23 protein-coding genes, 1 tRNA gene and 1 pseudogene are annotated in these 26,146 nt (G+C 57.5%); 15 read left to right on the top strand and 10 right to left on the bottom strand.

Translation table 11 applies throughout. The annotated features are described in order from the left end of the window. Both ACEN2J_RS03380 and ACEN2J_RS03375 read left to right on the top strand, forming a co-directional pair. Entirely contained in the window at positions 1–1,338 is a 1,338-nt protein-coding gene (locus ACEN2J_RS03380) for a S41 family peptidase (RefSeq protein WP_442103281.1), read from the top strand. A gap of 64 nt (positions 1,339–1,402) precedes the next feature. Beyond that, positions 1,403–1,882: an RNA pyrophosphohydrolase gene (locus tag ACEN2J_RS03375; RefSeq protein ID WP_442103279.1), complete on the top strand. Its 480-nt coding sequence runs from the start codon at positions 1,403–1,405 to the stop codon at positions 1,880–1,882. Here the strand turns inward: ACEN2J_RS03375 and ACEN2J_RS03370 are convergent. Together ACEN2J_RS03370 and ACEN2J_RS03365 are read right to left on the bottom strand one after the other, a co-directional pair. Continuing rightward, complete coding sequence (locus ACEN2J_RS03370) at positions 1,879–2,889, bottom strand: 2-hydroxyacid dehydrogenase (RefSeq protein WP_442103277.1); 1,011 nt, start codon at positions 2,887–2,889, stop codon at positions 1,879–1,881. The genes ACEN2J_RS03375 and ACEN2J_RS03370 overlap by 4 nt on opposite strands. A gap of 22 nt (positions 2,890–2,911) precedes the next feature. Further along, positions 2,912–3,832 carry a DMT family transporter gene (locus tag ACEN2J_RS03365; protein WP_442103275.1) on the bottom strand — a complete coding sequence of 307 codons (921 nt, stop codon included), beginning with the start codon at positions 3,830–3,832 and terminating at the stop codon, positions 2,912–2,914. A gap of 134 nt (positions 3,833–3,966) precedes the next feature. Between ACEN2J_RS03365 and ade the strand changes: the two genes are divergently transcribed. Together ade and ACEN2J_RS03355 are read left to right on the top strand one after the other, a co-directional pair. Next, positions 3,967–5,667, top strand: coding sequence for an adenine deaminase (ade, locus tag ACEN2J_RS03360; RefSeq protein WP_442103274.1), 1,701 nt, complete (start codon positions 3,967–3,969; stop codon positions 5,665–5,667). Beyond that, positions 5,664–6,626, top strand: coding sequence for an alpha/beta hydrolase fold domain-containing protein (locus ACEN2J_RS03355; protein ID WP_442103272.1), 963 nt, complete (start codon positions 5,664–5,666; stop codon positions 6,624–6,626). The genes ade and ACEN2J_RS03355 overlap by 4 nt, the downstream gene beginning before the upstream one ends. Positions 6,627–6,692: 66 nt before the next feature. On the opposite strand, the gene ACEN2J_RS03350 is transcribed toward ACEN2J_RS03355, so the two are convergent. After that, positions 6,693–6,768, bottom strand: a tRNA-Ala gene (locus ACEN2J_RS03350). Positions 6,769–6,915: 147 nt separating this feature from the next. After that, positions 6,916–7,266 carry a TIGR02300 family protein gene (locus tag ACEN2J_RS03345; RefSeq protein ID WP_442103270.1) on the bottom strand — a complete coding sequence of 117 codons (351 nt, stop codon included), beginning with the start codon at positions 7,264–7,266 and terminating at the stop codon, positions 6,916–6,918. Between the two features lie 250 nt (positions 7,267–7,516). On the opposite strand from ACEN2J_RS03345, the gene ACEN2J_RS03340 reads away from it, so the two are divergent. The 3 genes from ACEN2J_RS03340 (at position 7,517) to deoD (ending at position 9,665) form a co-directional block, all read left to right on the top strand. Next, on the top strand, positions 7,517–8,203 hold the full coding sequence (locus tag ACEN2J_RS03340; RefSeq protein WP_442103269.1) for a M48 family metallopeptidase: 687 nt from the start codon (positions 7,517–7,519) through the stop codon (positions 8,201–8,203). Positions 8,204–8,216: 13 nt separating this feature from the next. Next, the gene (locus ACEN2J_RS03335) at positions 8,217–8,882 is read left to right on the top strand and encodes a GntR family transcriptional regulator (protein WP_442103267.1); all 666 of its coding nucleotides are present in this window, start codon (positions 8,217–8,219) and stop codon (positions 8,880–8,882) included. Positions 8,883–8,960: 78 nt separating this feature from the next. After that, a complete protein-coding gene (gene deoD, locus ACEN2J_RS03330; RefSeq protein ID WP_442103266.1) occupies positions 8,961–9,665 on the top strand; it encodes a purine-nucleoside phosphorylase in 705 nt (234 codons plus the stop codon). An 88-nt stretch (positions 9,666–9,753) separates the two neighbouring features. On the opposite strand, the gene ACEN2J_RS03325 is transcribed toward deoD, so the two are convergent. Genes ACEN2J_RS03325 through ACEN2J_RS03315 form a run of 3 tightly spaced genes read right to left on the bottom strand, consistent with a single transcriptional unit; the run spans position 9,754 to position 12,493 of the window. Further along, a complete protein-coding gene (locus ACEN2J_RS03325; protein ID WP_442103264.1) occupies positions 9,754–10,461 on the bottom strand; it encodes a VIT1/CCC1 transporter family protein in 708 nt (235 codons plus the stop codon). An 11-nt stretch (positions 10,462–10,472) separates the two neighbouring features. Continuing rightward, complete coding sequence (locus tag ACEN2J_RS03320; RefSeq protein ID WP_442103262.1) at positions 10,473–11,837, bottom strand: ATP-binding protein; 1,365 nt, start codon at positions 11,835–11,837, stop codon at positions 10,473–10,475. Then, complete coding sequence (locus ACEN2J_RS03315; RefSeq protein WP_442103261.1) at positions 11,834–12,493, bottom strand: response regulator transcription factor; 660 nt, start codon at positions 12,491–12,493, stop codon at positions 11,834–11,836. The genes ACEN2J_RS03320 and ACEN2J_RS03315 overlap by 4 nt, the downstream gene beginning before the upstream one ends. A gap of 173 nt (positions 12,494–12,666) precedes the next feature. Between ACEN2J_RS03315 and ACEN2J_RS03310 the strand changes: the two genes are divergently transcribed. The 8 genes from ACEN2J_RS03310 to ACEN2J_RS03275 all read left to right on the top strand — a co-directional run bounded on the left by ACEN2J_RS03310 (position 12,667) and on the right by ACEN2J_RS03275 (position 19,644). After that, positions 12,667–12,969, top strand: coding sequence for a PepSY domain-containing protein (locus tag ACEN2J_RS03310; protein ID WP_442103340.1), 303 nt, complete (start codon positions 12,667–12,669; stop codon positions 12,967–12,969). 88 nt (positions 12,970–13,057) lie between these two features. Further along, positions 13,058–13,420 (top strand): hypothetical protein, encoded by a 363-nt coding sequence (locus tag ACEN2J_RS03305; protein WP_442103260.1) that lies wholly within the window; start codon positions 13,058–13,060, stop codon positions 13,418–13,420. Positions 13,421–13,456: 36 nt separating this feature from the next. After that, positions 13,457–13,927 (top strand): DUF2271 domain-containing protein, encoded by a 471-nt coding sequence (locus ACEN2J_RS03300; RefSeq protein WP_442103338.1) that lies wholly within the window; start codon positions 13,457–13,459, stop codon positions 13,925–13,927. 15 nt (positions 13,928–13,942) lie between these two features. Then, a complete protein-coding gene (locus ACEN2J_RS03295; protein ID WP_442103258.1) occupies positions 13,943–16,147 on the top strand; it encodes a PepSY domain-containing protein in 2,205 nt (734 codons plus the stop codon). Then, complete coding sequence (locus ACEN2J_RS03290; RefSeq protein ID WP_442103257.1) at positions 16,128–17,087, top strand: FAD:protein FMN transferase; 960 nt, start codon at positions 16,128–16,130, stop codon at positions 17,085–17,087. The genes ACEN2J_RS03295 and ACEN2J_RS03290 overlap by 20 nt, the downstream gene beginning before the upstream one ends. A gap of 262 nt (positions 17,088–17,349) precedes the next feature. Next, entirely contained in the window at positions 17,350–18,348 is a 999-nt protein-coding gene (locus tag ACEN2J_RS03285; protein ID WP_442103255.1) for a YHYH protein, read from the top strand. Next, a complete protein-coding gene (locus ACEN2J_RS03280) occupies positions 18,345–18,935 on the top strand; it encodes a YbhB/YbcL family Raf kinase inhibitor-like protein (RefSeq protein ID WP_442103253.1) in 591 nt (196 codons plus the stop codon). Before ACEN2J_RS03285 ends, ACEN2J_RS03280 begins: the two co-directional genes overlap by 4 nt. Before the next feature lie 61 nt (positions 18,936–18,996). Beyond that, positions 18,997–19,644, top strand: a complete 648-nt coding sequence (locus ACEN2J_RS03275; RefSeq protein WP_442103251.1) for a PEBP family protein — start codon at positions 18,997–18,999, stop codon at positions 19,642–19,644. Between the two features lie 647 nt (positions 19,645–20,291). On the opposite strand, the pseudogene ACEN2J_RS03270 reads toward ACEN2J_RS03275, so the two are convergent. The 3 genes and pseudogenes from ACEN2J_RS03270 to ACEN2J_RS03260 all read right to left on the bottom strand — a co-directional run. Continuing rightward, a pseudogene (locus ACEN2J_RS03270) lies at positions 20,292–20,460 on the bottom strand (IS5/IS1182 family transposase); the annotation flags it as partial. Between the two features lie 189 nt (positions 20,461–20,649). Next, positions 20,650–24,045 carry a DEAD/DEAH box helicase family protein gene (locus ACEN2J_RS03265; protein WP_442103249.1) on the bottom strand — a complete coding sequence of 1,132 codons (3,396 nt, stop codon included), beginning with the start codon at positions 24,043–24,045 and terminating at the stop codon, positions 20,650–20,652. After that, positions 24,042–26,141 (bottom strand): GmrSD restriction endonuclease domain-containing protein, encoded by a 2,100-nt coding sequence (locus tag ACEN2J_RS03260; RefSeq protein ID WP_442103248.1) that lies wholly within the window; start codon positions 26,139–26,141, stop codon positions 24,042–24,044. The genes ACEN2J_RS03265 and ACEN2J_RS03260 overlap by 4 nt, the downstream gene beginning before the upstream one ends. Positions 26,142–26,146: the final 5 nt, after the last annotated feature.

Genomic DNA, 26,146 nt, shown 5'->3' with positions numbered 1-26,146 from the left:
ATGAAGAAATTCGCTATGGCTGCTTTGGGCGGCACTGTTGCAGGCATTTTGCTGACAACACAGATCGCAGGGCCCTTGCTGGCGCAAGAGACCAAAAAAACCTCGACCGTTTACGAACAGCTTGATTTGTTTGGTGATATTTTTGAACGTATCCGCGGCGAATATGTCGAAGACGTCGATACTAACAAGCTGATCGAGGCGGCGATCAACGGGATGCTGACCTCGCTTGATCCGCATTCCAGCTATATGCCGCCCAAAGATTTCGACGACATGCGCGTACAGACGCGGGGCGAATTTGGCGGGCTTGGGATAGAGGTCACGCAAGAAGACGGCTTTGTTAAGGTCGTCTCGCCGATGGATGATACCCCTGCGGCGGCGGCGGGCATTCAGACCGGCGATTTCATTACCCATGTGAACGGCGAGTCAATTTCGGGGCTGACGTTGGATGCGGCGGTTGACCTGATGCGCGGGCCGGTCGGGTCTGAAATCATCATCACAGTCGTGCGCGCCGGTACGCCCGAGCCGTTCGATGTGTCAATTATTCGTGATACGATCAAGGTAACTGCGGTGCGCGCGCGCACTGTTGGCAGTACAATTGTGCTGCGGATGACCACCTTTAACGACCAAACCTATCCGGGCCTTGAAGATGGTCTGAAAAAATCGGCCGAAGAGCTGGGCGGTTGGGATAAAGTGTCGGGTGTCGTTCTGGATCTGCGCAACAACCCCGGCGGTTTGCTGAACCAAGCGATCAAAGTGTCGGATGCCTTCCTTGAAAAGGGCGAGATCGTTTCAACCCGTGGCCGTAACACCACCGATGGCGAACGTTTCAACGCGACACCTGGCGATTTGACGGGCGGCAAGCCGTTGGTTGTATTGATCAATGGTGGCTCTGCCTCGGCCTCGGAAATCGTTTCCGGTGCGTTGCAAGATCACCGCCGCGCGATTGTTGTGGGCACGAAAAGCTTTGGCAAAGGGTCGGTGCAGACCATCATCCCACTGCGCGGCGAAGGGGCGATGCGCCTGACCACGGCACGGTATTACACACCTTCTGGCCGTTCAATTCAGGCGCTGGGTGTGGCCCCCGACATCATCGTGAACCAACCACCACGCCAACCCGTGGTGGAAGAGCAAGAGCCAGCATCAGCCGTGAAAGCCCGCACAGAGGCATCCTTGCGCGGGGCGCTTGATAACGACTCGATGACCGAGGATGAGCGTAAGCAGTTGGAAGAAGACCGCGCTCGTGCCGAAGAAGCTGCAAAGCTGCGTGAAGATGATTATCAGTTGGCCTATGCGATTGATATTCTCAAAGGTCTGTCGGCGATTGCCGTAAAGCCTTGATCTAAAACATATTAGGCAAAGGGGGCGCGTCATGTGCCCCCTTTTCGCATAAAAGGCCTATCCGATGACCCAGTCCAAAACCTTGCCTTATCGTCCTTGTGTGGGCGTTATGCTTATCAACGCACATGGCCAAATCTTTGCAGGCCAGCGTAAGGATTCGCCCGTGGCCGCGTGGCAAATGCCACAAGGCGGGATTGATGACGGCGAAAAGCCCCGCGTGGCCGCACTGCGCGAGCTGTGGGAAGAAACCGGTGTTGTGGCAGACTTGGTTGAGAAAATTGCCAAGACCGACGATTGGGTCACCTATGATCTGCCGCCAGATTTGCTGGGCAAGGTTTGGGGCGGCAAGTACAAAGGCCAGCGTCAAAAATGGTTTCTGTACCGCTATTTAGGCACCGATGATCAGATCAACATCGCGACCGATCACCCCGAATTTTCCGAATGGCGCTGGATCGGCGCGGATGACATGATCGCCTCAATCGTGCCGTTTAAACGCGCGGTTTATGAGACAGTTGTGGCGGCATTTCGCGCGCACTTGGCCTAGGCTACCATATCGGCGGTAACGCGGTGCAAGGGCGCGCCATCAGCGGCCATGGCATCGGCATTGTCCAATGTCGTATGCGCAATGGCCTCCAAGGCCTCGGCGGTGAAAAAGGCTTGGTGGCCCGTGATCAACACGTTCGGAAAGGTCAGCAAGCGGGCAAACACATCATCTTGCAAAACCTGCCCTGACAGGTTTTCAAAGAACAGATCGCCTTCTTCCTCATACACGTCCAGCGCGAGGCCGCCCAACTGCCCCGTTTTCAAGGCGTCAATCACGGCGCGCGTGTCGATGAGCGCACCTCGGCTGGTATTCACCAACATCGCACCGCGTTGCATTTTGGCCAAGGCGGGCGCGTCGATCATATGCTTGCTTTGCGGGGTTAGCGGGCAGTGCAACGACACCACTCGCGACTGCGCAAGCACCTCAGGCAACGGCGCATATTGCGCGCCTGCTGCGATTGCCTCATCGCTAGGATAGGGGTCATAGGCCAGAACTTTGCAGCCTAACCCTTTGAAAATATGAATGACGCAAATCCCGATGCGGCCGGTGCCTATCACCCCAACGGTTTTGCCGTGCAGATCAACCCCCATCAAACCATCAAGCGTAAAGTTCCCCTCTCGCACGCGGTTATGGGCGCGGTGCAACTGCCGGTTCAGGCCCAGCATCAGGGCAATCGTATGTTCGGCCACCGCATAGGGCGAATAGGCAGGGACGCGGCCTATGGCCAGCCCCAGTTGCTCGGCTGCGGCCACATCGACGTTGTTAAACCCCGCACAGCGCATCAAGATCAACCGCACCCCTTGATCGGCCAGTGCCGTCAAGGCAGGCGCATCTAGCGTGTCATTCACAAAGGCACAAACGGCATCGGACCCTTTGGCCAAAACCGCTGTGTGCGCCGAAAGATGCGGCTCCAGGAACGCCAGATCATGCGGAAAGGCACGCTCGGCGTTGGCTTGGCCAAGGGACGCAATGTCATAAGGTTTGGCACTGAAAACGGAAATGCGCATATGGTGGCCTTGGGTTTGGGGGTTATCCTTGTGGCGACATCGCCTTACGTTGTTTGGCGCGTTCCAGCCCCAGTTTGCGTTCACGCCAGATGATCAACACGCCAGCCGTGACCACAATAGAGGCCCCGATCAGCATGGTCATGGTAGGCACCTCATCAAATACCCAATAGCCGATCGCCAAGGCAAACAACATCGAGGCATAGTCGAACGGGGCGACCACGCTCGCATCCGCTTCACGGTAGCTGGAGGTCAGAAAAATCTGCCCCACACCGCCCAACAGCCCGCAGAGCACCAGCAAAGCAGCCTCACGCGGCGCGGGAATTACCCAGCCAAAGGGGATAGTGGCCAGCGATAGCACTGTCGCGGTTAAGGAAAAGTAAAACACGATGGCCGATGTTGTTTCTTTCAGCACCAGTTTGCGCACGAACACCTGTGCAAGGGCTGCAAAAACCGCCCCGCCCAGTACCAGCATTGCACCCAAACTTGCCCCGTCATTGCCCGGGCCCGGCACGACCGTCAGGCGCGGGCTAAGGACAATCGACACCCCGATCAGGCCCAAAACCACGGCAGAAATTCGAAACAGCCGCACGTCTTCGCCCAGAAACATCGCCGCGAAAATAACCGTCAGCAGCGGGGCGGCATAGCCAATCGCTGTCACCTCGGGCAATGGCAAATAGGCGAGGCCGGCAAAGCCGAGGCCCATCGCCATCGTCCCCACCACGCCGCGCCAGATATGCCCCATCGGCGCGCTGGCCTTTAGCCCGGTTTGCAAGTCCCCACGCATCGCCAGCCACGCGATGATGACGGGCATCGCAAAAAAGGACCGAAAGAAGACGGCCTCACCGGGGGGGACATGGTCGGCGGTGGCTTTGATGAGGGATGCCATCAGGATGAACATCACTACCGAGCAGATTTTGTAGAAAATACCGCGCATGGGGCGCATGAGATCGGCCTTTGGTTTGGGGTAATTTACATGGACCACTCTTTCGCCGGTGATGCAAGGGGCGCGGCAAGGTTGGGGGGGCTGGACGCCGCCCGCCGCATGGGGTTTGCTATGGCAAAACAAAGGATACCAAAATGACCAACGCCCCTCTTTCCGCCTGCATCGCCCAAGGCCAAGGCGCCGAGCCTGCCGATATAGTTTTGCGGGGGGGGCGGGTGTTTGATTTGATCACTGGCGATCTGGTTGAAACCGATGTGGCGATTTGCGGCGATACGATTGTCGGTGTGTTTGGCGACTATGAGGCCAGGCAGGTAATTGATGTTACAGGAAAAATCCTTGTGCCGGGGTTTATTGATACGCATCTTCATATTGAAAGCAGCCTTGTCACCCCGTTTGAATTTGACCGCTGCGTGACGCCTTTGGGTGTGACCACCGCGATTTGCGATCCGCATGAGATTGCAAATGTCTGCGGCTTGACGGGGATTAACTATTTCCTTGAGGCGTCCTCAATGACGCTTATGGATATTCGGGTGCAGCTGTCGTCTTGCGTGCCCTCGACCCATATGGAAACCAGCGGCGCGATTTTAGAGGCCGCTGATATTCTGCCGCTAAAGGACCATCCGCGCAGCCTTGGGCTGGCCGAGTTTATGAACTTTCCGGGCGTGTTGATGCAAGATCCGGGTGTGATGGCCAAGCTAGAGGGGTTTAAAGGGCGACATATTGACGGCCATTGCCCCTTGCTGCGCGGCAATGCGCTGAACGGCTATATAGCGGCTGGCATCCGCACCGAGCATGAGGCGACGAGTGCCGATGAAGCGCTAGAAAAGCTGCGTAAAGGTATGCGGGTGCTGATCCGCGAGGGGTCGGTCTCCAAGGATTTGCATGCGCTTGCGCCCCTGATTACCGAGCGCCACAGCCCCTATATCGCGTTTTGCACCGATGATCGGAATCCGCTGGATATCGGCGAGCATGGGCATTTGGATTATATGATTCGTACGGCGATTGCGCTGGGTGCGCCGCCTTTGGCCGTGTACCGCGCCGCCAGCCTGTCGGCGGCCGAGGCGTTCGGGCTAAAGGATCGCGGGCTGATTGCGCCCGGAAAACGCGCGGATATTGTGGTGATTGACAGCCTAGAGGCCTGCCATGCGTCGACGGTGTTTGCAGGTGGCGTTCGGGTGACCGATGCCGCCTTTGCCGCGCGCAAAACCATTCCGCCCGTGGCGCGCAACTCGGTCAAAGCACCGGTGATTGTGGCCAGTGATTTCCGCACTGGCGGCAACCGTACAGAGACGCCAGTGATCGGAATCATTCCGGGCAAGATTATCACAGAGCATCTGACCTATGACATCGCGCCACGCGATGGCGATAAAGCCCCTGATATTGCCCGCGATTTGGTGAAAATCGCCGTGATCGAACGCCATGGCAAGAACGGCAACCGCGCGACTGGGTTTGTGAAAGGTTTTGGTTTGCAGCGCGGGGCGATTGCGTCGACTGTCTGCCATGACCACCACAATATCGCGGTGGTTGGTGCTGATTACGCCGATATGGCGCTGGCGGTCAGTCGCTTGGGCCAGATTGAAGGCGGGTTTGTCGTGGTCGAAGGCGGCCGCGTTTTGGCCGAACTTGCGCTGCCCGTGGCGGGGTTGATGAGCCTTGAGCCGTTTGAGGTGGTGCGCACGGGGTTGGAAGACCTGCGGGCCGCAGCGCGGGGGCTAGGTGTGACGCTGGAAGAGCCGTTCTTGCAACTGGCGTTCCTGTGCCTGCCGGTGATTCCGCATCTGAAAATCACGGATCACGGGATGGTCGATGTCGATAAGTTTGAGGTGATGCCGTGACGGCCTATGACCCCAAATATGACCAGCTGATCGATGCGCAAACTTGGGCATTTATCCGCGAAACCGAAAGCTGGTATCCGCCCGATGCCGTTGGCCTGACGATTGCACAGCAACGCACGGTTTACGATAAAATGTGTGCAGCATTTTATGCGGGGCGTCCGGCGGGGGTAGAGGTGCAGGATAACGCATTGCAGCAGGCGGGCCGCGCGATTTCCCTGCGCCAGTACCGCAGCACGCCTGATGCCGCTGCCCAAGTGCTGTATTTTCACGGTGGGGGTTTTGTCGTGGGCGGGCTGGATAGCCACGATGATGTCTGTGCCGAGATTTGCGTAGGCACGGGGTTTGACGTGACCGCAGTAGACTATCGCCTGTCGCCCGAGTGTCCCTTTCCCCAAGATATTGAGGATGCTTTGGCCGTAGCCACTGCGCAGATGGGGGCACGAACGACCAAGCCTTTGGTGCTTGTGGGCGATAGTGCTGGCGCAAACCTGTGTGCGGCGGTGGCCGCACTGACGGGGGGTGCGGCGAACGGGGCGATTGGGCAAGTGCTGATTTACCCCGGCTTTGGGGGACCAAATAACACGGGCAGTATGGTCGCCCATGCCCATGCGCCGATGTTGACCGCCGAAGATGTAGCGTTTTATGCGAGGATTCGGTCGGATGGCACAGCCGAGAGGGTAACGGACCCGCGCTTTTCACCGCTACAGGCGCAAGATTTCACAGGCCTGCCGCCAACCGTGGCGATCAGCGCCGAATGCGACCCGCTGGCCGATGATGCAGCCTTATATGCAGATGCTGTTCTGGCCGCTGGCGGGCGGGCGCTGCATCTGCGTGAGGCGGGGCTGGTGCATGGCTATTTGCGTGCGCGGCATCGGGTGGATCGGGCAAGCGCCAGCTTTGCACGGATTATCAAAGCGGTTTCTGCTTTGGGGCAAGGACAGTGGTCCGCCGATCTTTGATGTTTGGGGCGTTTCTATCAGATTAAAATCAAAAGGCCGGGCAATCAGCCCGGCTTTTTTGAGATTTGGTGGAGCCACACGGGATCGAACCGTGGACCTCTTGAATGCCATCCAAGCGCTCTCCCAACTGAGCTATGACCCCATTTCTTTCAACACATTTGCGCGTTGTTTGCGCTATTTAGGCGAGCAAGGCAGGCGCTGCAAGAGGAAAAATCGTCCAATTGAAAAAACTGCGAGGTGGTTCGCAGTTTTTTAGCGCCTGCTGCCCGCCCATTAGCGAACGGATGTTTTAGTTGTCGTCATCCGGGCTGCTGACATCGGCCAGATCGTCCAGCGATACGGTGTCATCGCTGTCATCTTCCAGCAGATCATCGTCATCATCGTCCGTATCATCCGAATCAACGACCGAAAGCAGATCATCGTCTGCATCCAGATCATCGACCAACACTTCATCATCATCATCTTTGACTTTGGCCGCAGTTGGGCGGCTGGCGGTGGATGTGGTGACTTTGCGACGTGCGCTATCAATATCAACGATTTCGCCCGTATAGGGGCTGACAATCGGGCTTTTGCCTAGGTCGTAAAAGCGCTTGCCTGTGGTAGGGCATAGACGCTTTGTGCCCCATTCTTCTTTGGGCATGATATTCCCCTTGTTCTATGAGCTTAGATCGGTGCCCGTGATGGGCCCAGCAATTCCAGCAAAAGGGTCGCTTGCCACAGCTATCGGCTGCTGTCAAAGGCTTTTGCACGCAAAAGGCGGGTGGCGGGCTTGGCTCTGGCGGTTTGGGGCGTGTTTGCCGGGCTGTGTTGCTGCAAATAAGCTTGCGGCAGGCGCGACGGGCGGGCATCTTGCAGGCCACACAGGGCTGGCGACAAAGGATCAAGGACATATGCCGATACTTCCCGGAACGCCGCCAGTTGAGGTTACGCTGCGCCGCACGGCGCGGGCGCGGCGGATGTCTTTGCGTGTGTCGCGCTTGGACGGGCGGGTGACGCTGTCGATGCCCCCCCGCGCGCGTGAGGATGAGGCGATGGCCTTTATCCGCGCGCAGGAAGACTGGATTCGCAAAGCGCTTGTCAATGTTGTGCCCAGCGATTCGGTGGGGTTTGGTGCAGAGATACCGGTTGAGGGGCGCGTGCTGCGTCTGGTGCCGGGCAAGGGCCGCAGCCTGATGATCGCGGGGGATGAGCTGCACGTGCCGGGTGATGCGGCGCGGGCGGGGGTGCGGGTAGCGGCCTATCTAAAGCACCGCGCGCGGGATCGTTTGGCGCAGGCATCGGATATGTATGCCCAGCGGATCGGGCGGCGCTATCGCACGCTGACGCTGCGCGATACGCGGTCGCGCTGGGGCTCTTGTACTGCCGATGCGGGGTTGATGTATTCGTGGCGGCTGATCATGGCGCCGCCTTTGGTGCTGGACTATGTGGCTGCGCATGAGGTGGCTCATTTGGCCGAAATGAACCATTCTTCACGGTTTTGGGCTGTTGTCGCCGATTTGATGCCCGATTACGCGCGCCACCGCCATTGGTTGAAAACCGAAGGCCACGCGCTGCACAGCTATCGGTTTAGCGCATGAACGGGGCAGTCCAATGCTGACAACAGGCTCGACATCGCTTTCGCGACCCTTGGATCCGAATGCCACGGCGCATGAACGGCTGTACCGCAGCTTGCGTATGCAGGTGATGCACGGCGAATTGCCGCCGGGGCAGGCGTTAACCCTGCGCGGATTGGCGCGGAGTTTCGGGGTGTCGATGACCCCCGCGCGTGAAGCTGTGCGGCGGTTGGTGGCCGAGGGGGCATTGTCGCTGTCCTCATCGGGCCGCGTGGCGACGCCCGAGCTGACCCCCGAACGAATAGAGGAACTGGCCGCCATCCGCGCGCTGCTTGAGCCCGAGTTGGCTGCGCGTGCGTTGCCACGGGCCCATTTCGCGCTGATTGACCGGCTTGCCGCGATCAATGCCGCCAATAGCGAAGCGGTGATGAAGCACGATGCCGTGGCCTATATCCGCACCAACCTAGAGTTTCATCGCACACTGTATTTGCGCGCCCAAGCGCCAGCGATGCTGGCGCTGACGGAAACCGTTTGGTTGCAGCTTGGGCCAACAATGCGCGCGCTGTATGGTCGCTTGCGCCGGAATGAGGCGCCGCCCTATCACAGGCTGATTATTGCCGCGTTGAAAGCAGGCGATGAGCCGGGGTTGCGGCTTGCGATTCGCACGGATGTAACCCAAGGGCTGCGGCATCTGGCCAGTTAACCCGAATTTTCGTCGACAATTACCGCTGATGCATGCAGGCCATGCTGTATTCAGGGGTATATTAAAAGGAAAACTGAAATGACTGTTCATATCGGGGCAAAGCCGGGCGAGATTGCAGAAACCGTGTTGATGCCGGGCGACCCGTACCGCGCACGCTGGGCTGCCGAGACATTCCTGACCGATGCCAAGCTGGTGAATGAGGTGCGGGGGATGCTGGGCTACACTGGCACTTGGCAGGGCCACCGTGTGACAATCCAAGGTTCGGGGATGGGGATGCCGTCCTTGTCGATCTATGCCAATGAGCTGATCCGCGATTATGGCGCGCAGACGCTTATCCGCATCGGCTCGGCAGGCGCGATGCAGCCGCATATCAAGGTGCGGGATTTGGTATTGGCGATGTCGGCCTGTACGATGTCTACGCCGTCACGCGGGATTTTCCGTGATCTGAACTTTGCCCCGACCGCCGATTTTGGCTTGTTGCAAGCGGCATGGAAGGCCGCCGAGGGCCGCGATGTGGCCACACATGCGGGGCAGATCTATTCGTCGGATGTGTTTTATGATGAGCGCCCCGACCTAACCGAGCAAATGCAACGCCACGGGGTGCTGTGCGTAGAAATGGAGGCTGCCGAGCTGTATACGCTTGCGGCCCGCTATGGCCGTAGGGCATTGGCGATCCTGACCATTTCTGACCATTTGGTGACACATGAGGCGCTGCCATCCGACCAGCGCGAACGCAGCTTTGGCGACATGGTAGAAATCGCGCTGAAAGCGGCGTTTGCCTGAGCCATCGCCAAAACCATAGGCCGGTTCTCGGTGGCGTTTTGCAGGCCCAATCCTGTATTGTTTCATGGGCCTGCTTTACCCCATAGGGTTAGACGCTAACCCCAAACATCCAGCCAACGCCGGCTGTGATGGCCATAGCGGCAGCCCCCCAGAACAAAACCCGCACGGTCGCCGGTAGTTTTGGCGCGCCGCCCGCATGTGCGCCAAGCGCGCCAAGCCCAGCAAGACAGATCATGGTTGTCACAACGACGGTTGGAATAATGTTGCCACTGGGGGCCAGTGCGGCGGCGATAACGGGCAGGGCGGCGGCCGCTGTAAAGGTCATGCCCGAGGCAAGGGCGGCCTGCATCGGGTTGGCGGCATGAATCTCGGACAGGCCAAGTTCGTCGCGAACATGGGCGGCCAGCGCATCTTTTTCTGTCAACTCGCGTGCGACCAGTGCCGCCGTTTGCGCAGACAGCCCGCGTGATTCGTAGATGGAGGCAAGCTCTTCCTCCTCGGCTGCGGGCGTATCAATCAGCGCCTGTTTTTCCCGCGCGATATCGGCGCGCTCGGTATCGGATTGCGAGCTGACCGAAACATATTCACCCGCCGCCATCGACATCGCCCCAGCCGCAAGGCCAGCTGCGCCTGCGACCAAAACCGCCGTTGGGCTGGGGTCTGCCGCTGCAACGCCCACGATCAAAGACGATACCGAAACAATGCCATCATTGGCCCCCAGCACAGCCGCCCGCAACCAGCCGGTTCGGTTAACAAAGTGCAGTTCTTCATGGGCAGATTGATAGGGCTCGGACATAGAAAATTCCTTTAAATAGGTGTGGTCGCGGTTCTTCTGCCGGTACTAGGTTTGCCGGTGCCAAGTTGAATAGACGCGCGAAAGCCGCGCATTTGCCCCGGTATTGGCGAGGCCAGCGTATAGGTGGTATTGGTGCGCTCGGCCACTGTGCGCACAATGGCAAGGCCAAGGCCGCTGCCATAAGTCGCACCATCTCCGCGCGTAAAACGCCCTGAAAGGGCTGCCAGCATGGCCTTATCCACCGCGGCGCAATCATTTTCCACATGCAGCCAGCCCTCGGCCGTTAGTGCTATGCGGATCGGGCTATCAGCACCATGGCGTAACGCATTTTCGATCAGGTTGCGCAGAACAATGGCCGCAGCGTCAGGGTCAATTTCAGACAGCACGGGCGTACCCGGGGCCGCGTAAACGATCCGGCCAGCATCAGGGCCGTGGGAAAAATCATCAACCAACAGCCGCAATACCACGCGCAGATCATGGGGCATTGCGGCAGACAGCTGTGCCCCTTCGGCGCGGGCCAGTTGCATGAGCCGTTCCGACAGGCGCGTCAGCCGTTTCAAGGTGCCTTCGATCGCATCGGCGCGACGGGCGGTTTCGGGTTCTTGCGTTTGCAAGCGCAGGCGTTGGACCTGCACGACCGCGCCCGCCAAAGGGGTGCGCAATTCATGCGCAGCGTTCGAGGCAAAGCTGCGCTCGGCATCGAACGCCGTCTGAAGCCGTTGGAACAATTGGTTCACCGCCCCTGCGATAGGTTGCAATTCGGCGGGCAAGGTGTCTAAGGGCAGGGGAGACAGATCATTGGCGTCGCGCTGTGCCAATTGGCGACGCAACTGCCCCAAAGGGCGCAGGCCGAACCCAAGCCCATAGCCGATGCCCAGAATGCTGAGCGGGATGACCGCCAACAATGGCAACGCCAGCCCCATCGCCAATTCTCGTGACACGCTTTGGCGATGGGCCAGCGGCTCGGCGATGGTCAGGATAATCGTGCCGCGTACCGCAGCCTCTTGGTAATAGCGATAGCTGTCGGTTTCGTGAAAGCCCGTTTCCGTGAAATTTGGAAATTGCGCTGGATCGGCGCGGTGCGATGCCAGCAAAACCCGCCCCATATTGTCGCGGACCAGATATGTGAAGTATTCCTCATGCGCGTCAAGGGCGGTGATCTGCTGGGTAATGCCTTCTTCCTCGCGGCCCAGCACATCAATTACGGCCAGCTGCAAGATGCGTTGGCCGGTTTCTTGCAAAGCGGAATCGAACACTTCGCCCATTTCAGTGGTCAACATCCGCGAGGTGATGCCCGCAGCAGCCAACCACAGCACCGTCACAACCAGTGACAAAGCGACAACCGCCCGTACCCGTATGGATGCGGCAGGTTTCATCCTTGCCCCAAGCGATAGCCAAGCCCGCGCTCGGTGGTAATCACCTGTGCGCCCAGCTTTTTGCGCAACCGGCTGATATGCACCTCAATCGTGTTGCTCTCGACATCGCGATCAAAGGAATAGAGCCGCTCTTCCAATTGCGATTTGGATAAGAGCTGCGCGGGTTTTTGCACGAACGCCTCAAACAGCACCCATTCGCGCGCGGTCAGGGCGATGGTTTTGCCGTTTCGCATAACGCTGCGGGCGGCGATATCTATGGTTAGATCTTGCAGCGTGACGACAGGGTTCGGATTGCCGGAATACCGCCGCGCCACGGCCCCGATCCGCGCCGAAAGCTCGGCCAGATCAAAGGGTTTTACCAAGTAATCATCGGCACCGGCGTTCAGCCCTTCAATCCGGTCCGAAATTTGGTCAAACGCGGTCAGGATCATCACAGGGACTTTGCTGCCCGCCTTGCGCAGCGTTTTCAAAAACGGAATTCCGCGCCCATCGGGCAGCATCAGGTCCAACAACAGCAAATCGAACGCCGCACTTGCAACCGCATCTTCTGCGGCATCAATCCGCATCACCCAATCCACCGAATGGCCATCGCTTTTCAACTGCTCGGCTACGGCAGCCCCGATCACAGTATCATCTTCGATCAGTAGAATGCGCATGTGGTTCCTTACCCCGCAGTCGAAAGCATCACGGTCGTTCTGCGCTTTAGCGCCCCAAGCTGACGGCTAGCTGAACATCTTTTTTATAATACTTCAGCATAGTGTCAGGTTCGCCGTGCATAAGGCAAGTCATGGAAGTTTACGTCGGAGGTTTTCAAGTGAAGCGTTCAACCCTGAAACCAATTTTGGCGACGGCAACGCTTGCCGCATGTCTGCTCGCCTCTGAAGTGGCGCAGGCCGATACGCGCTGTGCCGTGCCGATGACCGATTGGCAGCCGCGCGATGCGGTGGCCCGTATGGCCGAACAAAACGGCTGGAAGGTGCGGCGGATCAAGATTGATGACGGCTGCTATGAGATTATCGGAAGCGATGCCAAAGGCCGCAAGCTTGAGGTGAAGGTGCATCCCGGAACCTTGGCCGTGGTCGAGCATGAGCATGACGCCGACGATGATCGCGCCGGAGACGAGAGCGACTGACGAGAACGACTAAAGCCTCGCAATTCACCTTATGCCCGCCCGCGATCATAATCGTGGAGAGCGGCCCCATGTTTAGAGGAGACCAAATATGAACATTCCTGCAATGACCGCTCTTGCGGCCATAACTTTTGGCGCCACAGCATATGCAACGCCCACGCCGCGCCTTGCCTTTTACGCGCAGCAACAAACCACAGAGACGGCACCAAACGCAACGGAAACGGGCGGTAGGGACGTAGAACGAAAGGTACAGCAAGTGGGCTGGCTGCGGTTGATCAGCGGCGATGACGACGGCGATCATCGCGATGACGATGACGATGACGATGACGATGATGAAAACGGCTGCGGCAATGCCAATCGCCCCTGCGATGCGGCACCAACCAAAGGCCCGATAACACCGCCCAAAAACGGGCTGTTCACCACGGGGCAGGCCCCACGGGTCAAAACCAATTGATACTCACGATATTGTTTCAAAGGGACTAAAATGCAGATGAGATCTTTACTTGCCGCGCTTGCCATATCAACCGCGATAACGATGCCCGCTGTGGCACAGGCCAAAATTGTCAACGTGACAACACAGCTTACGCAATATGGTGGCCGTGGTGCCTATTTGGCGATTTATGTGACTGACGCGTCGGGCGCCTATGCTGGCAGCATGTGGATGGCGGGGGGCAAGACGAAATATTACAAGCACTTGACCGACTGGGCGCGCCTGACCGGCAATGATCCCGCCGAGGTACAGGGAATCACCGGCGCAAGCGTTGGCGCCGGGCAAAGTTTGGAATTGGCGATGGATCTGCAAGATAGCTTGTTTGATGCAGGCTACACGCTGCATATCGACGCTGCGGTAGAGGATATGCGCGAAAGCCCGAATGAAATTTCAGTGCCACTGACAACGGCAGGTGCTGGTAAACCCGTCAAAGGGCGGCGCTACATCGCCAATTTTCAGTACGATTTCTAACCGCAGGGTAAACCCATGATCCGCACGCTTCATCGCTGGCCCGGCGTCTTGGCCGCTGTCTTTTTGATCGTCCTAACCCTCAGCGGCGCGACTCTTTCCGTGTTTCCGGCGTTAGAACGTGTGGCAGCGCCTGCCGCTGTACCAGAGCAATCGATCGCCGCGCTTGCGGGTTTGGTCACGGCGCAACATGCGGGGGTTGAACAAATCCGCCGCGCGCCTTCGGGCAAAATCACGGTGTGGTGGTTTGATGGCGATACCCCCGGCTCTGCCGTTGTTGACCCAGCGACAGGCCAAGACATCGGCAGCGCCGACCCTAATGCGATAGAGCAATGGGTGACCGAGTTTCACAGGTCCTTGTTTCTGGATGATACAGGCCGGATTGTGATGGCCGTTTCGGCCTTTTCCATGCTGGTACTGGCGTTGACGGGTGGCTTGCTGGTGATGCGGCGTGTCGGTGGCTGGCGGCGCTGGTTTTCGCGCCAACGCAGCCCTTTTGGCGCGGCGTTTCTGCATACCGAGCTGGCCCGCGTGGCTGTGCCGTTCCTGTTGCTATCGGCCTTTACAGCGCTGTGGATGACGGCCTCAACCTTTGATTTTTTGCCGGTGGATGAGGCAAGCCCCGTTTTTCCCGCGCAGGTTAGCGGCGATACGGGCTTTGCGATTGCGACCATTCCAACCTTTCAAACCACCCCGATTTCTGAGCTGCGCGACCTTAGATTTCCCACAGCAAATGATGCGACAGATGTTTATACGCTGACCACGGCACAGGGGGCCGGCTATATTGACCAAGGCAACGGCAGCGTTTTGGCTTGGGCCACGCCTGGCCCTTGGACCCAAGTTTGGGATTGGGTTTATCTGCTCCACACAGGCCAAGGGGCAGCCCTTTGGGGGTTGATTTTGGGCCTTGCTGTGATGAGCGTTCCGGTTTTGGCTGTGACCGGCGTGATCATCTGGGTCAAAAGCCGCCGCGCCCGTCCGCGGTTGCGCGGCATGGCAACGGCGGCAAAGGCGCAAACCGTGCTGCTGGTTGGCAGTGAGGGCGGCAGCACGTGGGGTTTCGCCGCAACGCTTGCCCGTGCGCTGCAGGCGGCAGGGCAAACCGTTCATCTTGCGCCGCTATCGGGCTTTGCGCCGCAGCGCTATTCCGCCGCCCGCCAAATCATTGTGATGACAGCGACTTGGGGCGATGGTGCGGCCCCATCTTCGGCAAATGGGGCCTTGGCGCGGCTGGCCGAGGCACAACCTAGCGTGCCTCTGGCCGTTCTTGGGTTTGGTGACAGCAGCTTTCCCGCCTTTTGTGGCTTTGCAAAAGAGTTCGAAGCAAAGGCCCGTGAAATAGGTTGGACCGTCTTGCTGCCGATGGATCAGATTGACCGCCAATCCCCGCAAGAATTTGCCCGTTGGGGCCGCGATCTTGGGGCGGCACTTGGGGTTTCGCTGGAGCTTGAATATTACCCGATTGCGCCCAATGCTGCGCCGCTGACCTTGGTATCGCGTCGCGATTACGGTGAATCATTGCAGGCCCCAGCCGCCATTCTGCGTTTTGCGTTGCCTAAATCGAGCCTATGGCAACGGCTGACAGGGCGTGGCTTTGGGCGGTTCGCAGCGGGCGATTTGCTGGGGATTGTGCCTGAAGGTGCCACTTTGCCGCGCTATTATTCGCTGGCTTCGGGTCTCAGAGACGGCTTTTTCGAAATTGCAGTGCGCAAGCATCAAGGCGGGCTCTGTTCTGGGCAGCTAATGGGGTTGCAGCCGGGCCAATCGGTGCAGGCCTTTTTACGCCGAAACCCCGATTTTCACGCCGATGCTGGCCGCGCCCCGCTTATCCTGATCGGTGCGGGCACGGGTGTTGGCCCTTTGGCGGGGTTTATCCGGTCGCAAGGTGGCCACCGCCCGATCCACCTGTGGTTCGGCATTCGGCACCCCGATACGGATTACCTCTATGGCCAAGAGCTGGAAGATTGGCGCTTGGCGGGGCAATTGACGGGGCTGCACACAGCCTTTTCGCGCAGCGGCACACGGCAGTATGTCCAAGACGCTTTGCGCCAAGATGCCGAAACCCTGCGCAGCCTTATCCGTTCAGGGGCAAAAGTCATGGTCTGCGGCGGGCGTGATATGGCCACCGGAGTGCGCGCGGCGCTGGCCGATATTCTTGCGCCCAGCGGCCAATCCGCAGTGACGTTAAAGGCCGAGGGGCGCTATGCAGAAGATGTCTATTAACCCAGATCAGTTGCGGTTGCAGGGGCCAACCATGGGCACCATCTGGTCGGTCGTGATCGACGGATTGGACGCGCAACAGGCGGATCTTTTGCGCCCCACGTTGCAAGCGGCCCTGCAACAGGCGGTGCAAGAGGTTGATGACCAAATGTCCACGTGGCGCATGACCAGCGATTTGATGCGCCTGAACGCGGCACCGGTTGGCCAGTGGCTTGATCTGCCAGCCCGGTTGATGCACGTCCTAGCGGCAGGTCTGACGATCAGCCACGCGACCGATGGTGCGTTTGACATGAATGTCGGTGATGCGGTGCGCGCTTGGGGTTTTGGCCCCCTGCCGATTGATCTGGGCCATATTCTTGCGGCAAGTCAAACGCCCCGCATCCGCGCGACAGAGGCTTTGCAGCTTGATGAAATCCAAGGTCGCGCCAGAAAAACAGCGCCTCTTGCACTGGACCTGTCGGGCATTGCCAAGGGTTACGGCGTTGATCGGTTGGCCGAGGTTTTGGCATGCTTTGGCATCAGCCACGCCCTGTGCGCGATTGATGGTGAGCTAAGGGCGCTTGGCACCCAAGCGGATGGCACCCCTTGGGCGGTGGCGGTTGAAACCCCCGATGGCGCTGTGCGCACACCCCATTCCTATGTGGCGCTTGCCGATGGTGCTGTGGCCACCTCGGGCGATTATCGTCATTTTGTGGCGGTCAAAGGCCAACGGCTTAGCCATACAATGGACCCAGAACGCCGCGCCCCTGTTGTTGGCGCCGCCGCGTCGGTCAGCGTGCTGGCGCAAACCTGTATGAAGGCCGATGCAATGGCAACCGCGCTAATGGGTATGGGCCTTTCGGCTGGGCTGGCCCATGCGCGCAAAAACGGCATCAGCGCGTTGTTTTTGACGCGAGAGGCGGGCGCGATACAGGCGCATGGCGTCGGGGTTTTTGCTGCCTAGGCCGCGGATGTGCGGGCCAACGCAGCAATGAAAAAGAGGCTTTGATGCGGTCCATCACCACGGTGGTTTTAAAGCCTTTGGCGGCGACAACAAACACGAAATCAGTCTTATCCGTCACAGAATATGCGCTCATCACCTCTGACCCAATGCGAAGTTTTATGACGGAAAGGGCGAGCAACCGCTTCTTTTCGATAAATTTTCGACGGAAGTATGCGTTGGGCGCGTATTACGATAGACAGTAGAATAAACCGAGGGTCGTACAATGCCAAAAAACGCCGCAATACTTCGCCGCCGCGCTATGCGCTACGGGTTGGTTTCACTTACCTTACTCAGCCCGGGCCTTGCATGGGCCCATGAGGACGTTGATCACTGCGCGGCCGTAAAGGCCTCGGTCGCGGATGCGGGGTTTGCGGATAAGGTGACCGTGACCTGCGAAGGCGGCGTGGCGCTGATTAAATCGGATACCTACCCCGATCATCCGCTGATGACGGGTATCGTTGGCACGAATGAGCAAGTTCCCGTACCCGCCAAGGATTATGCCGCGCCGATCCCGCTTGTGACCAATTTGGGCACCACGCCGCAAACCCGTGATGCGGCCCTTGGCGTGGCTGTGAATGGTGTGCCGATCTATGACTACACCGGCGGCGGTGAAATGACGGTAGAAGACCTTTACCACAGCCAAACCCAGCACGATACGCTTCAAACCGAGCAGCTTGATGCCTGCGGCGGGCATGCGGGGCGCGGTAACGATTACCACTATCACGTCAAGCCGGTCTGCATGATCGAACAGATGAAAAACGCGGGCGATGCTGCGATCATCGGCTGGGCCTATGACGGCTTTCCGATCTATGGCGACAACAACCCCGACGGCACCCATATTGCGCTGGATGTTCTGGATGTCTGCAACGGTCAGCCTGACGACACATTTGGCTATCGCTATCATACCTCGGTTGAGGCCCCTTATATCATTCAATGCCTGATGGGTGACGTTCCTGATATGCGCGACCTACCGCGCGTCGCACCGATGAATGCCGCAGGGTTGTTTGGTGGCGGTCAGGAATCCGGTGTGCCACCCCAAGGCGGCGTGCAGAACCTCGTGTTCACGCAAAGCCCTGATGGCAAGCGCAGCATGGATTACACCTATCAGGGTGAGGCCTATTACATGCGCTATACGCCTGCCGACACAGCGGACTGTTATAACTTTGAAACACGCACCGTGACCGATGGTGGCAAAGTCAAAACAGGCGAGTATTGCCGGTGAAAACGTCCCTTCCCAAATTATTCGCTTTGGGGCTGATCGGGTTCACATTGGCGGGCCCGGTTCTGATCGGCCCAGCCTTGGCGCAGGAGCCGCTAACCCTGACCAGCCCCGCGTTCGAGACGGGCGGCGCTTTGCCTGATGATCTGAAATGCCAGCGCGACAACGGTGATGGTTTGTCGCCGCCGCTGGCATGGACCGGCGTGCCAGCAGGCACCCAAAGCCTTGCGCTGATTATGTATCACTATCCCAAGGGCACCGCCGAAGGGGTGAACCCACCCAGCCAGTACTGGCTGTTGTGGGATATCCCCGCGGACACGGCGTCTTTGCCGCGCGGCAACCCCGCCTCTATCGGCAACGAGGGGTCCGATAAGGATGCAAGGGCCACAGGCTTTACCCCGCCATGTTCGCCAAAGCCGCTGTTCTCCTTCGCCAAGGGGCCACAGCATGAATACTTTATCGAACTCTTCGCCTTGAACGCCCCTCTGGTACTGCCTGCACATGACGATCTGTCGGTTGATTGGGCCGCCATGACAGCCGCGATAAAAGACAAGGTGATCACCTCCTCGCGGATCTCTTTCTGGAACTGATCCCGCCAAGTCGCCCGATACAGACCTGCCGTACCCAAGATTAACAGACAAAGGAAACCCTATGCGCGCCCTATTGACCGCCGCCCTTATCCTGACTGCAACAACCGCACTGGCCGAGCCAAAATCGGTCACCGCAGACATCTGGGTCGACAACTGGTTCGAGATGTATGTGAATGGTGAAAAGGTGATCGAGGATTCCGTGCCAATCACGACCGAGCGTTCCTTTAACGCCGAAACCACCACCTTTTCGTCTGATCTGCCGATGACAATTGCGATCATGGCCAAAGACTTTAAGGAAAATGACAGCGGCCTAGAATACATCGGTACAAACCGGCAGCAGATGGGCGACGGCGGCATGATCGCGCAGTTCCATGATGCGGCGACTGGCGCGCTGGTTGCGGCAACTGACAGCAGCATGCGCTGTCTGGTCGTGCAGCACGCCCCCGTAGACCGCGCCTGCGCCAAAGAAAGCAATCCCGTTGCGGGGGAAGGCGCCTGTGCCTTTGTTGAGACAGAGATCCCAGCCAACTGGACCGCGCCCGATTTCGACGACAGCGATTGGCCCGCTGCGGTTGAGCACACGGCAGGTGAGGTCGGCCCGAAAGACGGCTATGACAAGATTACTTGGGACGATGCGGCAAAGCTGGTCTGGAGCGATGATCTGGTGCTGGACAATACATTGCTATGCCGGTTGGTCGTCACCGAGTGATCGCGCACCACGTCAAGAACAGCGCGTTATGGGGGGGGCGCTAAAAACGCGCATATCCAGAACATGCGCCAACCGCGTTGCTTGACGCCAACAATCGCTGTTCAATGATCTGTGATGATAAATTTGGTGCTTTGACACCGCGCCTTTTGCCTTTGTCCGAGGATTTGTGAGCAATATTGATCACGTTCTTGGATCAAGGCGAGGTCGAAATGCGCACCGCAAGGTGGCGTGCGGGATCGTTCGGGCGTTAGCCTGAGTAACGCGACGCTGCGTCACTGCCGTTTGTCTGGGGCGCCGCGAGCGGTTGCAATCCGTCCGTTCCCGCTAAGCAGTTCTAAGCGTGAAGTTCAAAAATGGCCGAGTCGTTCCAGACTGATCCAAGATAATGTGGGGGGCAAGTAGGGGCAAAGTGCCTAGGCTTTAATTAAATCTAAATTAATCAGTGGCCTATCGATTATTTGTGGCGGAGGCGGTGTCTTTAGAATGGTTAAGTTAAGTATTTGGTTTTTAAGTATTAAATTACAATATATTCAATTAATACCACACAAAATACCACGCGATGTATGATTCATGAGCTATTGGGGCTTCACAACGGCATTGTTGCGCAATTCGAGCTTAAGGCATAACAGCCCCTTTCCCCTTTAGTCTCAGGTTACGCGAACAATCTTGGCGGTGCCGAGTGCCGAGAAGCGGTTCATCAGGGCGACACTGATCTGGATTTCGGCGGTCTGGGTCTCTTGCCTCGATGCATTCCCCGAAGGCCTTGAGGCAGCGCATCTTGGTCTGGACTCGACTTCGGGCATGGTATCCGGCCCAAACCAAATGTCGTTGCTGGGCGGTCTTTGGGGTGCGGTAAATAGATGACAGCGCGGCATCCAGCAACTCCGCCTGGCCATGCACATCCCCCATGGCAGGCTGAAGTAAGACAGTTCTGCATCGGTTTGTGTCATTGTGTGGTATCCTCTGAACCCAGCGAGTATCGAAAGATTAGTTCCCATTGGTTTCCTAAGCAGCGGCCGATTGGTTGACCTCGTCGATGATGAGAAGGATTTCGGCTGTCTGTACAGGCTCAAAGACGCCTCCTATTCCCATTTCATCGAGGTCCGTGAAGGGACTTTCGTAAAATGAGCTTGGGTCGACCAAACCGTTCTCGCACAGGCTATTGATGGCAAGATCGAGGAACGTGTTCTGGTTGGCAGTAAGTTGGTTCGCCGCAACGAAAACACTGAAACGCTCTTTTGCTGCCATTCTGTCGAAGCCAGTAATAGAGCGCAGGAACTTTCCTAGGCCAATGTCTGTTTTGACAGCGTTGAGAATGGAGGCATCAGCAACGCCCTCAGAAGTCATCATCCTTTCGAGCTCGGCCAAATCAGAGGCGGTAAGGGCCTCGCCACGGTGCAGTTTTAACAGTGCGATGTGGTTTTTATGTTCGGCAACAAACTTACGTGCTTTGAGTTTGAAACGCGACTTGTCCACCCCCGCACCGATTTCTGGAAGGTCAATGATGCTGGTTGGCCCAATGCTATCCTCAAAATCAGTGATAACAATCTTGCGCTCTCTGGGTTCGATCAACTCGACCAAGCCACGCAGGCGATGCCTGACTTCTTCGAGGGCTTCTGGGGTAATGTCCTGCCAGTAATCACTGGATTGCATATCAAGGATCAGGGGCATTTGTTGCGCAACGGATGGGATATTGGACAGTGGTTCTAGTGCAGATGCGAACTTGATGAGCCGCTGTTGAACTTGGGCGAACCCGGCGTCCGATTTAAGAAGGAGAAGCTGGCCATTCACGACCAGAAGGTCGAATTGTTTTGCCGCCAATACTCCATCATCGAAAGCGCTTGGAAGCCCCGCGATCTCTTCGGTCAGTTTCATCCTCGTTTCGAGATCAAGAGTTGCCCAGCTTTCGGGGGTTTGGAAACGTTTGACGGCTCGGCGGCGATGCCGCACTATGAAGTTCTCAAGGTTCATGCCCGCAACTTCATCGCGCAAGCGATCTTTCAAAGAACTAAGGAACACGTCGTGTTTTGCTCCGTGGTCTTGCAATGCTCCGATCAGTTCAACCCGAGTTGTAAACAGCCGTTCGCCAATCGGCCGCGCGGTCGGACCGTTAGTTACGGTTGGGTTCGCGTTGAAAAACTCAAGATTCTGGCAGAAGTCGAAGATCAAGAATTCGACCTTGTCGTCACCGGGACCGAAAAGGTTTTCGCACGTTCTGGTGCCTCGACCGACCATCTGCCAGAATTTTGTCTTGGATCGCACGATCTTGAAGAAAACTAGGTTCACAACTTCCGGCACGTCAATGCCAGTGTCCAGCATATCCACTGAAACGGCGATATGGGGTGCCTTATCCACCTCAGAGAAATGGTCGATCAGAGATTGGGCATACGGCACGCTGTAGTCGATCAACCGGGCAAATTCACCTTTTAGATGCGGATAGTTGACGTCGAAGCGTTCGGTGATGAACTGCGCATGGCGACTATTCTTGGCAAAGATGATCGTCTTGCCCAGCCGGTCCCCACCCGCGACCTTGATCCCATTGATCATCAGATGCTCTAGCACCTTGTCCACGGTGTCCTTGTTGAACAGCCATTTGTTCAGGTCGTTTGCTTCAACGCGATCCGGGATTGTGCCGTCCTCGGCCCATTCTAGCGCGTCCCATTCCGCCTTTTCTTCCTCTGCAAGGCCATCGTAGTCGATCCCATCGCGCTGAAATTTCAAAGGCACCGATATTGACCTGGGGGGAACCAGAAAACCATCTGCAACCGCATCCTCAAGATCGTAAGAGTCGGTTGGAATGCCGCGTTCCAACTCGAACAATGAGTAGGTATCGCGGTCAACCTCAGCGCGTGGAGTCGCTGTGAGGCCAACCAATGTGCTGTCAAAATAGTCGAAAATAGCGCGATACTTGCGATAGATAGACCTATGGGCCTCGTCGATCACGATCAGATCAAAGTGGCCGGGGCTAAACAGCTTCTGACCGCCCTTCACTTCGTCGATCAGGCCCATCATCGTAGGATAGGTTGAAAGAAGGACGCGCGCGCCAGTATGATCGTTTTTCGCTGGGTCATGTCGTTGCAAGAGGTTCGCACTTACAGCCGAAGGCAAGTGGGCTTTGAATGCGTTGTGCGCCTGTTTCACTAGGGCTACCCGGTCGGCCAAGAAAAGCACTCGGCGCACCCAGTTCGCCCGCAAAAGCTGGTCTATCAGGGCGATCACGGTCCGAGTTTTGCCACTACCTGTCGCCATGACAAGCAGTGCTTTGCGTTGCCGGTCCCGCCCGAAAGCCTCCCCGACTCTGCGGATGGCGCGCTGTTGGTAGAAACGCCCGGCAATCTCAGCATCTACTGACACTGTATCCAGGGGCTTTCGCGTAGCGCGGCGCTGGTGCAGAAGCACTAATTCGTCTTTCTTGAGAAAGCCCGATACGCGGCGCGGCGGATACATTTGGTCATCCCAAAGCCAATGTTCGTATCCGTTCGTCGTGAAGATGACAGGTCGCCGCCCATACATCCGTTCGATACAGTCGGCGTAAAGCTTCGCCTGTTGTTGGCCGATCCGGCTGTCTATGCGGGTCCGCTTTGCCTCTACGACGGCGAGAGGCTTGCCATCATTCCCCCATAGCACATAGTCAACAAAGCCCTCGCCTTTGTCGTTCGGCATCCCCTGCACCGGAAATTCCCGGTCGCGCGATTGGTCAAGCGGCCAACCGGCCTCGGCCAAAAGTAGGTCGATGAAGGCATCGCGCGTGGCTGTTTCGTCATAGTCGTGCGGGTCAGCTACTGCTTGATTGGCATTGCGCGCAGCGACAACTTCGGCACGCGCTTGCGCCAACTCTTCTTCCAGTGCCCGACGACCGTCTTCGGAAGCTTGCCGGGCCTCTTCTGCAACCCGCAGTGCCTTAGCGGTGGCATCATGCTCGTCACGCAGTTTTTGGATGTGCCCGACTGTGCTGGCACTGATCGTCAGTGTCTTCTCCAACTTGTTGATGTCAAATTGTAGCGCTGGGTTTGGTTTAGGGCCGGTCGCATAGGTCCGGGCTATCCAATAGCAAACATGAAACAGTTCACGCACCGTCGCGGCTGCATCCTGTGGGCTTATTGGCTTACCCGCATCATGAGCGGCGCGGTTGCCTTGATCCTTGATAAAGCGCGCCTTGGTAACGATGGCTGGACCAGTCAATTGTGCAAGGCTCGGCTCAGCGATGAACGCGGCGAGACTGTCCTGATAAGGCGATCGCAAGGCAGGGTCACGGCGGTAAACCCATTTCAACGCTGTTTCCAACGTCAGGCGTGCCCAAAAACATGCCCCCCTCGGGTCTGAAAGAGCCGAACTCTCTGCCTTTCGAGCGTGCTCTAGAAGAACAGAGAAATCGGGCGCAAGGAAGGCGAACTGGGTCATGGGCCTTCCGCTGCCCCCAATTGCTTTTCTAAGGCCTGTCTGGCCAGACCAACAACATAGGGGATGTCTTCCGGGTTGCTCAGTTTGACTTCACTGTTGCCGTTACCCCATCGACCAAGATCAGTGACATCAACGGTCATTTTTCGAGGGTCAGTCAGTTCGCTAGGATCGATGTTGAGAGAGATTCTCAATGCCTTTGCTTGCGGCACGACATCGACAAAATTTGTCTCAGCCTTGTAGGCTACATAAAGCTTGAGAAACTGCTCGATGACGCAAGGGTCAAGTGCTTTCACTTCCCTACGAAAGGCGTCGAAAAGTTCTCGAATTGAACCGCCCCCAAGATGTGGATGATCGTCGATACCATAGGCGGTCGCATCCAAAGTTGGCGTCTGATAATTATGCAAGATTTCGGGTGACAAGCTTGGGCTATTCCAGACCTTTGCTGCCTGTTCAGCCATCCTTTCCGCACGGGATTTGATTTCCGACTCATTCCATTGGTCCAGTTGTGCAAGGCCTTTATTCAAACGGAGTGGGCTGTCTTTGAAACCGCCCTCCATGTCCCGTTTCTCAGCAAAGCCCCTGTCGCTGTATTCAGAATTGTAGCCGGTCAGCGTCAGGTTGCCGAGTGTGTGCAGCCATCGTGCCTGAACACCGGCCCAGTCATCGCCTAAAGCACTGCGCCAAGCCTGCGGAAGCTTTTCATTCTGCGGCAGGATGTGCTCGATTGTATAGTCGTCCACCGCGACGCGCTCTTTCCGCCCGAAGTTCTCGAATTTGCGCAACCAATAGGTCCGACTGCGGAAGTTGTAGAGGTCACGGTCCTGCATCCTAGCGATGAACTCCTTGTCACTTGGAAAGCGACGGTAAGATTTCATGGTCAGGAAATGGGCTTTCACACTTTCCAGATAGCGGTCCTTTTTCAGCGCACGCCCGAGTGTCGCGAAGGTTTTGTTCAGCGAGTTGGTTGGCACAGCGCAGATGGCGCGCCGGAAAACATAGGATTCCACCAGCCGGACGATCTCCAGAAACTCTACTTCGGTCAGGTGGTCGTCGGCGTAGTCGCGGTAGACTTCCAGCAGGAACGGATAGGCGACGTCGACCTTCAGTTCGCGCAAGTCCTTAAATCCAAACGAAAGTTGCGCATCCTTCTCCTGCCCAAGCAGAAGTGCGCCGTAGTGTTTGGAGAAATCCAGCACTTCGCTAACCAAGTCTTCGACTTTGCGGCCGTGTCCAATCTGTTCATGCGAATACGCCTTGTAGGCGTCATAGACGTCGCCCTGCCTAGGGATCGAGCCTGTGACCACTGTCAGATAGTGCCTCATGAAGCCGTCGAAATGTAAGGCATAGGCCGTCTGCCCAAAGCCTTCTTCCATCCGGCGCCAATACTGTTCGTAAAGGCGGGTCTGTAGTTCTGGTTCAAGGCCCATCAGCACGAAATTGCGGATCAGGTCCGCCTGAGACAACTCTTTCCCGGTAGAGTTCATGCTCTCGAAGATCAGCTGGGGATTGTCATGGTCTCGGCTTAGCGCGACATCCACGATCATCAACTTGGCCAGACCTGCGCAAATCTCGGGCACGGCCTTGTCGTCTTCTTCTAGCCAGCGCTGGAACATTCCGAAGTTCTCACTGACACGTTTTGATTGCAGCTCGGGCAGATCGTTCTGTGCAACGATGGCATTCAGGGTCGTGCGATCAGTCTTCGACAGTAGCAGCTTGAACTGGCGATCCCCGGTTTCGTCTGGGTCCAAGAGGTAGCGATTGCGGATTTTCTTCAAGGAAAACCCGTCAAGCGGCTCATCATCCCCCACCTTGCGGGCCAGTGCAGCCAGCAAAAGCGTCACCGAGGTCAACCGTTGCTGGCCGTCGATCACGAGTTGGGCCGCACGTTTGGAGTTGTTCGACAGGCTTTCCTCGACATAGACGACCGAGCCAAGAAAATGCACCGGAATGTGGCCACTTCGCCCTGCACGGCGCACGTCCTCCCACAGCTGGCGACATTCCCGCTCGGTCCAGGAATAAGTGCGCTGATAGATCGGGATCACGAACTGCGGTGATTTGTTGATAAAGGCGAGGAGGTTGGCGTCTGTGGCTTTCATTGGGT

The organism is Pseudorhodobacter sp. W20_MBD10_FR17, assembly GCF_052119765.1.
Taxonomy (GTDB): domain Bacteria; phylum Pseudomonadota; class Alphaproteobacteria; order Rhodobacterales; family Rhodobacteraceae; genus Pseudorhodobacter.
Note: the sequence above shows the minus strand (reverse complement) of the source record. Positions and strands in the feature narration are given on the sequence as shown.